Here is a 13,470-nt window from a genome sequence, read left to right as displayed (position 1 = left end):
GGTGAGTGTTGCGGACCGGCGGCACCTTGCTCGCCGCGTCCGGTGGTGTCGGTCGTGCTGACGACGGGAAGGTCAGTTGTCCTGGACCGTGCCACCGTCGGTGATGGCACCCGCGGCGCAGTTGTACGGCGAGTCTCCCTCGGCCTCGTGCGAACCCGGCGACAGGATCGGCACGCCGATGCCGTTGAGCGAGTCGCGGATCGGCACCTGGACACCCAGCACGTTCACGTCGTTGCCGCACACACCGAGCGTGCCGTTGACGTTGTGCAGCGCGTCGATGTTGTTCAAGTTGACCAGACCGACCTGACCGCTGTGGTCGTAGCCGTAGCCGTGGTCGTAGTCGTCCGGGGAGTCGGCGGAGGCGACACCGCCACCGATGAAGGCTCCGGCGGCGACCGTGGCCGCGACGAAACCGATCTTCTTCAACATTTGTGAGCTCCTTGATTCGACGTTCTCGTCGGACAGCAGGGCGGTACCGGTGGGTTTGCCCTGCGCCGAGGGAAAAGTACTGACAGTGAAGGATCTTTTCCACGTCGCGCCACCATCGTGTAGGTACCGCGACGCCCTGAGCACGCCGCGAGTGGCCCGATCGAGTTACGCGCTTTCCCTGCGCCCCAAGCGAGTCTTCCGCTGGAAGCCCTCCTGCCTGGCGAACTTCGGAAACTCTCTTAGTCTGGAAACCTTGGAATTACACCGAAAGAGGCCTCTCGCGACGCACGAACCTGGGGTTCCGTCACTCGGTAGGATCGCCGGCCTCCCCTTCGCGCCCCGGAACCGCGAACGGCACCGATCGCCTCCCACCCCGCTGACCAGGCAGAATCTGTTCGCTGCCGCAAGACCTTTCAGGCCGCCCGATTTCCGCGTGTGTACTCTGCGAACGAACGCCGCACCTCCAACGGTCGAGGTTGCCGCGACCCCCCTTTGCGTATCGACACTCAGACCCATGGAGGGCATGGCGATGAATGCCCTTGTCTTGGACGGCCGACGCGAACCCCGTGAGCGCATGGTTCGTTTGCTGGCCAACGCGCCGGGGATACGGCGCGTGGATTCCGCCGCCACCAGCGCGGAATTGATCACCAAGTTCCGCATGCTGCCGGCGGGCACGGTCTTCTTGAGCGCCCGCGTCCGGCCGGACGCGCTGGCGGAGACGATCGACACGTTGGTGAAGCTTCAGGCGGGGACAGCCATCGTGGTGTTCGGCGCGCCGGAGCTGTCCGCCGTCGCGACCGAGGCGATCCGCATGGGAGCCGCCGCCTTCCTCGCCTGCGAAGCGAGCGGTAGCGGCTCCTCCTCTCTACCCAAGCCCCGCGAGACAACGGAGCAAGTACCGGCGTTGTCCAAAAGGGAGATCGAGGTCCTGCGCGGGATCAGCCTCGGGAAGACGAACAACGAGATCGGCAGTGACCTCCACCTCGCGGAGGACACCGTGAAAACCCATGCGCAGCGACTGTTCAGAAAGCTTGCCGCCACCGATCGCGCGCATGCCGTCGGGCAGGCTATGCGAAAGAATTTGATCAACTAGTTTTCAGCGCTTTCGAATACCGTATCGCGGGACGATTCCATTCTCTCAGCGCTTCTTTCAGGCGTGAACGGTCCCACCCTCGGCATCCTTGCCTTGCCGCGCTTGCGCTCGATAGTGGTACGACACAGCCTCCGGTGACGGTGCGTGTCGGCACGACGGCTCCACACCCTCCTCACTTCACCCCTTCGTGATGTTTCATCTCCTCACGTCGCGGGTAAACAAAGCGGTTCGACATTCGGCTGCAATACACCCATAAGACGGAAGCTCGCACAACCTCTCCCTTTTTCCACAAAAGGGGTTCCGCACCCTTCCGAACCTGCCCTATGCTCCCAGCCGGTTCAACAAAGAGCCATGGAAGCGAGCGAGACATGTCCGCCCTTCCGCTTACGCACAGTTCTGTGCCCAGCACACGAAGAAGAGGCTCGCTTCGCCGAGCCGGGGGAAAAGTGAACAACCACCTTGTGGCCGCACCCTTGGGCGCGGCGTACACGCCGCGACTGGTCTGCACGACCGGTGACCGTCTCATCCATCCGGCGGACAGCCGTAACGACCTTGCCCGCATCGTCGTGCGCTGGGCCCGAAGATGGGTTCCCGAAACCTGGCCCGCACGCGAGTATTTCGACGCCTTGGGCATCGGCGACGCCGAGATCCCTTGCTACGACGACGATTCCGTAACAGGCTGGCTGCTCATGGAGCCACAGCCCGACTCATTGGCATGGCAGGTCCGCACCGGACGGATCGACATCGCCACCGCGCTCACCGCGGAAGCCGAAGCCTGGCCCGCTCCCCAGGAAACACTCCGGTCACAGCTCGCCGACCCGGCCCGCTGACCGGCCGTATCTCCCGGTAACGGAATACAGCCACTCTGACTTGAGCGCCGGTAGCAATTCTGGTTACCAGTCATGGATGCCGGGCGGTGAGTCGTGACCTGCTCAGGCCGGGACCGTCGCCTCGGCCGACAAGCCTTGCCACTGCGGCCGGAGTGGTGGCGAAAGTCAGCGCGAACGCCACCACCAGGTGCACGACATCGTGGAGGCATTGTCCGAGATCATCTCCGCCACGCGCGGCAGGTCTGCTCGTAAGGACGGCAATGACGGCTCGTAGCCAGTCCCAGCCACGGTCGAAATCTCGCGACAGGACAAGTCCGCCCTCGGCGTGCTGCATACGGTCGATCTTCCAGGCACCCAGATCAATTAGTGTCGTCCCCGCACAGGCGGGCTTGGTCCCGGGAAGACGGTCCGTCAGCGCCTGCACGGGCTGTCGTCCCCGCGCGTGCGGGGAGCTCTAGCTCGCTCCTATCCGACTTGCAGCTCGAACACGGATCATCCCCGCTTTCGCGGGGAGTACACTTGCTGAACTGCAGTGATGGTACGCCGTTAGGTCTGTTTCTTCGGTTTGTTTGACGACCGGCCACCACAGCGCAACCGGCTACTTTCCCCGGCCACGGGACACCACGGGACCCGCACCCATCAGTAGGGGCTGGTGAACGCCTCGGCGGCGGCACGGGAGCTAGCTCCGGGATGAAGTCCTGCAGGGTCGCAGTGGAACGCCATTTCTGGTCTCATGGCGGCCATGACCCGGACGAGGCTTCCTTATCCCTCCGCTCAACCGGTCTATGCCGCGGCGCAGCTGTGGCGTGACCGGTGCCTGCTCGACGATCTCAGTCTCTTCGAAGACGACCGCGTCTCGACTCTGGAGAACGCCGAGGTCCTGGTCCGGGACTACGTGCACCAGCCGGACCTGGGTGCAGGCACGTTCCTCGGCAAGCTGAAGGGACAGCTGGCAACCTCGCCACCGGGCGCCGTGCGGCTGGCCGCGGAACTGTTGTACGTGCATTTGCTGATCGCGCGTAGCTCGGCGATCGGCGGCCAGAAGAAGCTCGAACTGGTCCGCGGTGTACTCGGCTTCGTCGACGGCGGCCATGACGTTCCCGAGGATCTCGCCCACACACTCGAGTCCGGCCTGGTCAACCCTGGCCAGGGATACAACAACTACCGCTGGCGCCAATACGCCTACCTGATCGAGGCAGTCGCCACGATCAAAAGGCTGCCTGAACCGGACCGTCGCCGCGTGCTGGAGGAACCTCGCGCGTTCGTCGAGCTTCTGGATAGCCTCGAGGACAACGGCGCGGCGATCCAGCGGTACTCCCTGGAGCACCTGCTCTTCCCCGAAGTGTTCGCCCCAGTCGTGAGCCGCGAGCACCGCCAGAAGATCCAGGCGACCTGGCCCGATCTGGCGGGCTCTGCCACCGAACCGGCGTCCTTCCGTGTCGGGTCAGTGGCCAATGGCCTGGCCCCGAACGGGCGCTGGGGTTCTGGCGAGTTCGTCAATTTCTACCGGTCGCCCTACGTGTGGGACTGGGGCAAGGTCAACGACCGCTGGAGCGCCCTGGTCCGGTGGGGCCAGCGGATACGCCAGTCGATCGACCTCGCGGGTCAGGAGCGCGACTACAAACTTGAGGGTGCCGCGGCGTTGCAGGCCGCCCGCGCATCGGGCGCCACTTCTGACCTCGCGTTTCTCCGGCGGCACAACCTGGTCGACTGGCGTGCCGCCGACAGCTTCTTCCGCTGGCTCGACGAAGCCGAAGACGGGTGGACAGTCCTTGAGGAACTCTGGGTGGACGCAGGCCCTGAGTCGGTGGACCGCTTCTTGGCCGGGCTTCCGCGTTCCGCCGCGGATGGAACCGGGGCGCGGCTCAGCCTGGCATCAGTGCTGCTGGGAGCGGACGATGTCATCCGCTATCCGCCGTGGCGGGCGCGGGCAATCGACCTCGCGTACCGCCTCACCGGCTATACCAAACCGGAGCCGGCCGCGACCGATGGTGAGCGGTACGAGGTGTTCCTGGTCTTCCTCGATCAGGTCTTGGACGCGTTCCGCCGCAACGGTGTCCCCTTACGTGACCGGCTTGACGCACAATCGGTCATCTGGGCGTTGATGACCTACGACCCGCCCGAGACGTGGACCGAGGAGGAGATCGCCGCGTTCCGTGATTGGCGCCGCGGCACCGGCGCGCTGCCGCCGCAACTCCCGGGCACACCGGTCACCGATGACGAGGCCGGACCTGTCTCTGTCGAAGAGCCCGAGAGCCCGTTGAGCGAAGTCGCTGAGCGCCTGTATCTGGACGAGGCGTTCCTCGACAAGGTCGTTGCCCTGCTGAAAGACAAGAAGCAGGTGATCTTCCAGGGTACTCCAGGTACTGGCAAGACCCACGTCGCCCAAAAGCTCGCCGAGTGGCTCGCTCGCTCAGCGGACCGGGTCCGGCTCGTGCAGTTCCACCCCACATACTCCTACGAGGACTTCGTCGAGGGCTACCGCCCGCGTCAGGACGGAAACGGCTTCACCCTCATCCAGGGCCCGCTGCTCGCCATCGCCGAGCAGGCACGCAACAATCCGGACCACGACCACGTCCTGATCATCGACGAGCTCAATCGTGCCAACGTCGCCCGCGTGTTCGGCGAGCTCTACTTCCTCTTGGAATACCGCGATCAGTCCGCTCAGTTGATCTACCGTCAGCAGCCGATCTCGCTGCCGCCCAACCTGCTGCTGATCGCCACGATGAACACCGCGGACCGGTCGATCGCCCTGCTCGACAGCGCGCTGNGCCCGCGTGTTCGGCGAGCTCTACTTCCTCTTGGAATACCGCGATCAGTCCGCTCAGTTGATCTACCGTCAGCAGCCGATCTCGCTGCCGCCCAACCTGCTGCTGATCGCCACGATGAACACCGCGGACCGGTCGATCGCCCTGCTCGACAGCGCGCTGCGGCGCCGGTTCTACTTCGTGGACTTCGCCCCCCACACCGAGCCTGTGGCCGGGGTACTGCGCCGCTACCTGGACAAACACCAGCACGAGTACCGGTGGATCGCCGACGCTGTCGAGAAAGCGAACGAGAAGATCGCCGACCCGGACGCGGCCATCGGCCCGAGTCACTTCTTCCGGGACACGCCGATCGACGATGCCTGGCTCGAGTTGATCTGGGAGCACGCCGTCCTCCCGACACTGCGCGATCACTTCCACGGCCGGACGCACAACCTGGAGGAACTCTCGCTCGCGGCTTTGCGCAAGGAGGTGACAGGCGGCACCGATGAGGCCACTCCACTTTCATGAGCACCGAAAGCGGTACGACGTACCGCTCACTCCGGCCGAAGTCGCCGTCCTGCGCACGATGTTCAGCTGCGTCGTCACACGAACCGACAGCGGAGACGGACGTTACGACGTGCATGCCCAGGACCGGGTCGGCACGGCCATCGTCGGCGACACCGCCATCGTCGTGGCACCGAAGTTGCCCATCGCCCGGGTGCTGTTCCTGATCACCCATGCCGTGGACCCGTCATGGGTGAACGAAGCCGCGCTCGGCACCGCCGGGTCCCTGACCGACGCCATGGCGGCTGTCTTCACACACATGTGCGACCGCGCGGTCCGCACCGGCCTGCTCCGCGGATACCGCGACCACCACGAGCGACTCCACACCGTCCGCGGCCGCATCGACTTCGCCGAACAACTGCGTGTCTCACCCGGGCGTGACCTCCCACTCGCGGTGACCTACCAGTCGCACGACGAGGACATCCCCGAGAACCAGATACTGCGTGCAGCACTCGACCTGATCGCACAGGTCCCGGTCGAGTCACACAGGGTCCGCCGGTCGATCGCCCGCCTGCGGCGCATGTTCGAGTCAGTCACACCGCTCCCCCACAAGCCTCAGTCGCTGCCGGCAGTCCGATGGACCCGGCTCAACGAGCACTACAGGCCGGCGATCGAGCTCGCCCGGCTCATTCTCCTCGGTACCGACCCGGAGCTTGGCCCAGGCAGCACCACGACACCCGGGTTCGCCGTCAGAATGACCGACGTCTTCGAGAAGTTCGTCCGCACCAGCACCAGGCGCGCGCTCGACCTCGCCGAACACGACTTCCCCTCAGGCGCTGGCTCGCCCGCACTACACCTCGACCACAAGCGGGCACTCCATGTCCAGCCGGACCTGAGCCGCTGGGTCGACGGCCGCTGCCGCTTCGTCGGCGAACTCAAATACCGACTGGACACCGGCCGCGGCGACGCACAGAACCTCTACCAGACCCTCGCCTACGCGACCGCGGCCAACCTGCCCGACGCGACCCTCATCTACGCCGACGGTCCCCACAACGGCACGACCCACGTCCTGCCCAACGCCGGAATCCGCATCCACGTCCGGCACCTCGACCTGAACGTGGAACTCGACCAGCTACTCGCCCAGATCGACGCACTCGCACATCACATCAACGAACTCGCCACTCGCCCCTGAGCCCAGGCCAGATCCCGTTCTCGATGAGCTACGGGCCGCGGTTCAGCGGCTGGCTTACCTCGTGGGCTTGATCCTGGCAGACGACCCCGGCGCGGGAAAGCCGGTCACGTTGTGTCGTGCTGAACGGCGGTGCGGTGGCCGCCGCGGCTCGGGCGACGTGGAGAACGGCGGGTGAGCAAGGAGGGCCGAATCGATGATCGCCGTGCCGGATCGAGTGTCGGCATGGCCAGTCTCGCTGCCCTCGACGGCCCGGTAGTGGGTGTCTACGGCGGTCTCAGCGGGTTGCAGCAGTGCTCCCAGGCGGACACGAGGGTTTCAGAGTGAGGTTCACGTGGAGAACGGCCGCGCCCGTCCTTCTACTCCTGACACCAGCCGAAGCCGGGATACCCCTGATCAACGTGCCTTCAGCGCAGCTCAGGCGAATAGGCCAGGTTGGCTGGGTATCCGTCGGGGTGCCAGCCTTCCATCGGGCAGTTCTCGGCGAGCAGCCTCACGCCTCGACGTCGGACTACGGCCGCCGGCTTGGGAGTTCGTCCCTTCGGGCACTATGCGACCCTCGAGGCGGCGACATCCACCACTCGCGAACATTGACCAGCTACGGCATCGTCATGCGTCGCGACGATGATGGTTTTGCCAGATTGGTTAAGGCCGTGGAGTAACCCGAGGACGGTATCGCGGTTTTCGGCGTCGAGGGAGCCGGTCGGTTCGTCCGCCAAAACGATGTCGCACGGCTTGAGCAACAGCCGCGCCACGGCGACCCGTTGTTGTTCACCACCGGACAGGGAAAAGATCTTGCGGTTCTCTGCTCCCGGGAGCCCGACCTGCGTGAGCGCCGCGGCGATGCGTTCCCGCTTCGGGGTGCCGCGACCTGCGTAGGTGAGGGCTATGTCGAGGTTGTGCGCGACCGACTCACTGTCGATGAGTGCGAAGTTCTGGAACAGGTACCCCAGGTGTGAACGGCGAAGTCGGTTCGCGGCGCGCGTGTGCGGCCCCGGTGCCTTGGTGCCGAGCAGCCGGACCTCTCCGGCATCGGGGGCGTCGAGTAACCCGATCATGTTGAGGACCGTGGACTTCCCCGTGCCGCTCGGTCCGGTGAGCGCGATGAACTCGCCCGGCTCGACGCGGAAGTCGAAGTCGTCCAGGACCCGGCGCGCGCCATACTGTTTGCGCAATCCCAGGAGTTCACAACAGAATCCCACCATTACAGCTCCTTCAATCGTTTGACCGCGTTCCGGCGTTCCACGAGGCGCGCGGCCGCCACCACGAGCAGAGCCTCGACCGCCAACGACGCGAGTACCACGACCAGCAGTTTCGGTAACTGGGCGTACGGATGCACCTCGACGCCCGGCATCGACGTCGTCTGCGTTCCCAGCCACACGACCACGACGGCGGCAGCGAGGCTTTGCACGAGCCACGTCCCGCCCAGAATGAGCAACAACTCCCGGTAGGACCGGATGAAACCGATGCCGTGGAGCCTGCGCACGGTGAGTCGTCTCCGTAGCCGATCGGAGCCGATGACCACAGTTGTCGCGTTCAGGACGACCATGACGAGCAGTGCGCCTCCCGCGAACGCGATGGCCTGCGTCATCGCGCTGCGCAGCTCATTGATCTGTGTGCCCATGGCGTCGTGCACGCTCACCAAGTGCGGCAGGTTGTCGTCGAGCTTGAGCTCACGCAGCAGCGGGGTGAATGTGGTGAGCATGGTTGCGGGGTCACCGTCGACGCGGACTTTCAGTCCGGTGTCCAGGTCACCGGTGATCGCGTTCAGCCGATCCACCGTCAGGCTGTTCGCGGGCGTCATGACCTCGATGATGGGGTCGGTGATCATGTTCCCGTGGCCGGGGTTGACCTTGGGGTCGAAGCTGAACACGTCTTGCCCCGCAGCCGTCCAGATGATGCGGACTTGCTGGTCGGCGAACCGCTCCGGCGCCTTTTCGCCGGCTATCCGCCTCTCCGCCTCGAGGACGCCGGTGATCCCGGGGCCTCCGGTGCGCATTTCCTGGAACAGCTCCGTGAGCGCAGCCTCTCGCGTCTTGAAGTGCTCGGGCACAGCGACCACCCACGCTTGTTCGTCATCCGCCACATCGATCGGCTTCCGGGATTCATCCAGAATCGGGTATTGCTTCAGGTAGTTGTTGTTCACACGGATGGGCGGCACCGGCCACGGCGAGGACGGGTCGCTCGGTGCGCCGGCTTGATAGTTGACGGAGTCGATGTAAAGCGCACCAGCCTTTTCGAGGACGGGATACAGGCCGCGAGCCTCCGCGATCGTCGAAGCGTTGCCGCCGATTTCCAGCTCTTGCTGATCGTCACCGATGAGACGCGGGTGGAAGATCGCATAGTTCTGGACGTTCTCCCAAGGAGCCATCGACTCCTGTCGCTGGGCCAGGTCGGTGAATTGTCGCCATACCACTACGACCAAGACGGCCAGCACCACACCACAAACGACCTTCACCGCGGCCGGTACCGCGATCGCAGAGCCGAGCGACGAACGGTTTCGATTGTGGCCGGCGCTCAGCTTCTGATCGTTCACTGCAGGCTTCCTTTGATGAGGTCTGAGACTCGTACGCGATTGATGATGGCCAGCCCGACGCCCAGTGTGGCCACGAGCGTGACCGCCGCGACCTGGCCGAGCGTGATGGTGAGCGCGCACAGGAACGACGTATCAGCCCCAGGGACCGCGAGCGAGACTGCCACGCAACCGACCAGCCCGGTGAGGAACGAAGCGAATTGCAACCGCCCCACAACCTCGTACCAGATTCTCAGCGCGGGGAACCCGATCAACCTCAGAACACCGATTCGCTTTCCCTGGCGCAGAAGGGTAAAGGCGATGATCAGCGTGACCACACCGGCCAGGATGTACGCCAGGACCTCCAGATACCCGCTGCCCTCAACGGGAACCCAGCCGTGCGCGGGCGTAAGGTCCGCGATGCCCAGTCCATCGACCCCCGCCTCGACCAGCCGCTGGTGCACGATGGCAAGAAAGCGGCCGGCAGCGGCGCTGTCGGGTGACTCGACCACATACCTGCCCGGGCTGGGCAAGGAATCGAACCCACGGCGCAGCGGTGCGAACGTAAGTTCGTACCGATCACCGAAGACCGCAGGGACCCCCACGTTATCCTGCTCACCAGCCCGCACCGAAGAGACCGTCGCCGTGCCGTCGCGCGACTCGGCCGGGCTCAGCCAGCGCCCCTCCGTGAGAACGAACCCGTCGAACAAGGCAGTGCCATCACGCCCCAGTAAGACGTAGTGCCTGATGCGCATCTGTCCGGACCGGGATGTGGTCACAGTGGTGCGCAGCACGTTCGAATCGGTCGCCGTGGTCGCCTCAGCGAGCACGCGCAGCGCCACCTCGGGGTCGGCCGCCCGCGGATGCTCCGGCCAGACGAACTGGGTGCCGACGCGATACGCCGCAGTTTCGCCTTCCGACTCCCGCTCGAAGACCGCATCCGCCAGGACCACCGCAGGGATGGCGAGGAGAACTCCCACGAAGAGGACAATGAGGGGCAGCCGCACCGATGCTCGTTCTCCTTCACACGCAAAGACACGCCACAGCCCGGCGGTTGACTCGTCACGCTCACCTGGCCGAATGGACATGACCGCCCGGTCTGGACGATTCTCCTCCGCCAAAACCGGTACCGGGCCGGACATTCGCCGGACCCGGCACCAGCTCACCACCTGCTCCATCTACCTCACGACAGGATCAGGCGTTGGGGTTGTAGTAGGTGTTGCACGTGTACGCCCAACCTGCCGTGACGGCGGCCTTGGCCCAGTACCCCGGGTTGGCGTAACGCTTACTGGTCCCGCCCGCCATCGCCGCGGTCGCACTGTGGTAGTTGCGATTGTGGACATAGTTCGAATAGCACTGCTTGAGCGCGCCGTCCGGCTGTGTTCCGTGGCACCACGTCCCGCCACCGACGTTGTCGCAGCCCTGAATCGACACACCCGGGGCAGCCGCTGCCCCGCCGTTCGGAACCGCCTGCGCGACCGACGTGACCCCCACAGTCATGAAAAGCGCCAGCGAAGCGACCGAAGCCGCCTTCACGGCCCTGACCTTAGAAGTTGACATGACCATTCCATACCTCCCCTAATCGACCACTTCCTGTGATGACGCGAGCCGATCGCACGCGACACATAAACATTCACAGCAAGCCGTCACTATCACAATTCCGGCCCACCAGGAACCACGACCAGCGAAACCACTGGGAAACCACAATCGGTTAACTGAGCAGGCATCGGCACGACATCTTCAGCACGCGCGACACCGCAAAAAACGAAATAGCCCCCCGGTCAGCCCCCTCTGACTTCGACGATCCTCGACAGATCATCACCAATCAAGGTACCAACACGCATATCGGCCATCAAGCATCCTGCCGCCACGTTCACCCGATCGATCGACCAATCAGACCATTCTTTCGCCATCCGCAAACAGCCGTTCCGGAAGACATGAGCGTTCTTCGCCACCCGGGAGAGCCGAGGGAGCATCGCCAAGGCGGCGCACGAGCATGAACTCCAGCAACCCGTTGATTTTGGTGATACCGCTGGCTTCGCCGTTGCATCGCCGGACCAGGTCTTGCACACCGACTCGCCAGCCGTCCCGTCTTGGATATGCGCCCCTGGTCGCTTGGGCGCCGCGCTCGAAGGCTGGCACGACGCAGATTCCGCGCCCATGACACGACCTGAAGCGATACCCCGCCCAGATGCAAGACCGCGAGCCACCTCGACCTACAGTGTGCCCTACCTACGCTTACACCTAGAAAGGCGCCGCTACCGAACGTTATTCGATGCACGACCGGCATTATTTTGATCTTTTCAGTGGCCGCGCCGAGATGAGAGGCCGCTATTCCGTGCGATCCACGCGCGAAATAGCGCAGGCGGGCTTCGGCCATCCACCAACGACGGGGCATACGAGGATTGTTCACGTCCTAGAACATCCAGCACGCCAATGCGACAGGAACACGCTAGCCATAAGCGCCTCGATTCTCCCTTTCGCTGCGGTCAGCCTGAGTTTCGACCGTTTGCCATTTGCTTCGACGCGGCGTAGCCGGGCGTCGCGTCGAAGCAGCACCGCGGCAGTGCCGACTCATGGCCCATGCGACCCCATACACGACCGCCTGCAGCGTCACCACGGCATGCGCAGTCTGTCCGGGACGCCTACAACAACGACACCCGGATGGAACTCGACGAAACAGACCGCGACGTCAGCGGGGCGACAGGTGGAGCTTCCTGGCATCGCGGAGTCACTCGACAACTGTTCTGGCGCTCTGTTTGTGCGTGACGAGGCGGGCATCGGCGAGTCGGCGCCGCTGGCGTACTGCCGCGGTGAGCACGTGCTCCGCACGGGGCCGGTTACCCGAGTTGCGCTGCCGCCGTGACCTGCCCGGCGTCCACGATCCGTACCCGCCGAGTGGATCGCCCTCGGAGTGTTGCGCGAATTCAGTCGGGTGAACGACGGTAACGACGTATGCGAGTCGTGCGACGTACTGACCGTATCGATCGCACGAAGCCGATACGTCGCACCAGGGTGGCCGGTTCAGACCTCGAGCCGGTCACCGAGGCGGATCGATATCGGTAATGATCGCGGCCCAGGTCTGTTGCGCGGCGCGGCGGGCGGCGTAGTCCGGAGTAACGCTGGGCAGGCCGCCGGATTGCTCGGCCGGGGCGTGCCCAGATGCTCGACCAGAGCGATGGCCAGATCACGGAGTTTGATGTTGAAGTGCCGGCTCGCGATCTGCAGGTGCTTGAGCCCGCCACAGGCGGCCGCGTTGGTAGTAGGAGTGGTAGAAGTTGTCGGTCACCGCCGACAGCGCGTCGCCGTGAGATCGCCGCCGAGGAACGTCGTGTAGCCCGCGTACTCGGAGTTCAGGACCCCGGCCGCGACACGGGCCCTGCCCGCCGGATCGCCTGTCCGGCAAGTCATCGAAGCCAGAGGACTTAGGTACTCGGAAGGCCACCCGGGATGAACAATTGCAGGCCTCGGCTAGACGACTCGGTTCGGTAGCGCCGCAATGGCGGACGGCGGCGGTGCTCCAACGATTCTTGCGGCGCCTCGCGCGTCACGACTTCTGGTCGAGGCCGAGGATTCCGGTCAGCTCGCGCAGGCATTCTTCGTACACGGGCTCCAGGTCGGAGTAGGCGAAGTCCAGCTGGTGCAGGACTTCCATGCACAGCAAGCCGTACAGCCGGGTCCAGCAGGACAGGAAGACGTGCGCGGCCTCGGGTGGGAGTTGTCCTCCGATGGTGGCGGAATAGGCGGTCAGCTGCTCCCACAACGACTCGGGCAGGTCACCTCGCTCGGGTACCGGGAACGGGCGTGTCCGCCATAGCTCGACCGTGAGATCCCGTAGCACCTGCTCGAACCGTTGTGCGGCTTGGTGGCGTTCCGAGTCCGGCCGCCGGTTCGACGGGGTGATCGGGCTGGCGAAGATCCAGCGGAATCACCATGCTGACCGTCTGCTGCTCTCGCGCCACTTGCAGGTCTCGTACTGCGACTCGATCGGTGCTATCGCTCCAAGTGAATGAACGCCAAAAGGGGTTTTCCCAGCGTGTGACGTGGTGGAAGAATCTTTCGCCGCTTACCATGCTGGTGCGGGGGTGGCTGAGATATGTGGTTCGAGGTGTTGGGTCCGCTGCGGATGCGTCGGGGCGGCGAGGTGGTCACGGTGGCCGGGACCT

At 64.7% G+C, this 13,470-nt stretch carries 12 protein-coding genes; 4 read left to right on the top strand and 8 right to left on the bottom strand.

Annotated features, from left to right (window positions below; all coding sequences use genetic code 11):
- Positions 1-72 precede the first annotated feature (72 nt).
- Positions 73-429, bottom strand: coding sequence for a hypothetical protein (locus ACXIZN_RS04970; RefSeq protein ID WP_457952775.1), 357 nt, complete (start codon positions 427-429; stop codon positions 73-75).
- A 514-nt stretch (positions 430-943) separates the two neighbouring features.
- On the opposite strand from ACXIZN_RS04970, the gene ACXIZN_RS04965 reads away from it, so the two are divergent.
- From ACXIZN_RS04965 to ACXIZN_RS04950, 4 genes are all read left to right on the top strand, one after another.
- Positions 944-1,522, top strand: a complete 579-nt coding sequence (locus tag ACXIZN_RS04965) for a response regulator transcription factor (protein ID WP_457952774.1) — start codon at positions 944-946, stop codon at positions 1,520-1,522.
- A gap of 446 nt (positions 1,523-1,968) precedes the next feature.
- The gene (locus tag ACXIZN_RS04960) at positions 1,969-2,352 is read left to right on the top strand and encodes a hypothetical protein (protein WP_457952773.1); all 384 of its coding nucleotides are present in this window, start codon (positions 1,969-1,971) and stop codon (positions 2,350-2,352) included.
- A 733-nt stretch (positions 2,353-3,085) separates the two neighbouring features.
- Positions 3,086-5,608, top strand: coding sequence for an McrB family protein (locus ACXIZN_RS04955; protein WP_457952772.1), 2,523 nt, complete (start codon positions 3,086-3,088; stop codon positions 5,606-5,608).
- On the top strand, positions 5,605-6,795 hold the full coding sequence (locus ACXIZN_RS04950) for an McrC family protein (RefSeq protein WP_457952771.1): 1,191 nt from the start codon (positions 5,605-5,607) through the stop codon (positions 6,793-6,795). Before ACXIZN_RS04955 ends, ACXIZN_RS04950 begins: the two co-directional genes overlap by 4 nt.
- A gap of 545 nt (positions 6,796-7,340) precedes the next feature.
- Here ACXIZN_RS04950 and ACXIZN_RS04945 read toward each other — a convergent pair.
- From ACXIZN_RS04945 to ACXIZN_RS04915, 7 genes are all read right to left on the bottom strand, one after another.
- The gene (locus ACXIZN_RS04945) at positions 7,341-7,967 is read right to left on the bottom strand and encodes an ABC transporter ATP-binding protein (protein WP_457952770.1); all 627 of its coding nucleotides are present in this window, start codon (positions 7,965-7,967) and stop codon (positions 7,341-7,343) included.
- Between the two features lie 29 nt (positions 7,968-7,996).
- Positions 7,997-9,328 carry a hypothetical protein gene (locus tag ACXIZN_RS04940; RefSeq protein WP_457952769.1) on the bottom strand — a complete coding sequence of 444 codons (1,332 nt, stop codon included), beginning with the start codon at positions 9,326-9,328 and terminating at the stop codon, positions 7,997-7,999.
- On the bottom strand, positions 9,325-10,311 hold the full coding sequence (locus ACXIZN_RS04935) for a hypothetical protein (RefSeq protein ID WP_457952768.1): 987 nt from the start codon (positions 10,309-10,311) through the stop codon (positions 9,325-9,327). The genes ACXIZN_RS04940 and ACXIZN_RS04935 overlap by 4 nt, the downstream gene beginning before the upstream one ends.
- A 187-nt stretch (positions 10,312-10,498) precedes the next feature.
- Positions 10,499-10,840 carry a lactococcin 972 family bacteriocin gene (locus tag ACXIZN_RS04930; protein WP_457952767.1) on the bottom strand — a complete coding sequence of 114 codons (342 nt, stop codon included), beginning with the start codon at positions 10,838-10,840 and terminating at the stop codon, positions 10,499-10,501.
- 245 nt (positions 10,841-11,085) lie between these two features.
- Positions 11,086-11,259, bottom strand: a complete 174-nt coding sequence (locus tag ACXIZN_RS04925; protein ID WP_457952766.1) for a hypothetical protein — start codon at positions 11,257-11,259, stop codon at positions 11,086-11,088.
- A 1,330-nt stretch (positions 11,260-12,589) separates the two neighbouring features.
- Positions 12,590-12,715 carry a hypothetical protein gene (locus ACXIZN_RS04920; protein ID WP_457952765.1) on the bottom strand — a complete coding sequence of 42 codons (126 nt, stop codon included), beginning with the start codon at positions 12,713-12,715 and terminating at the stop codon, positions 12,590-12,592.
- 136 nt (positions 12,716-12,851) lie between these two features.
- Entirely contained in the window at positions 12,852-13,223 is a 372-nt protein-coding gene (locus ACXIZN_RS04915; RefSeq protein ID WP_457960459.1) for a TetR-like C-terminal domain-containing protein, read from the bottom strand.
- Between the last annotated feature and the right edge of the window lie 247 nt (positions 13,224-13,470).

The organism is Amycolatopsis sp. TRM77291 (assembly GCF_054166285.1).
The sequence above is the reverse complement of the archived record's forward strand: the minus strand, read 5'-3'. Positions and strand labels throughout refer to the sequence as shown.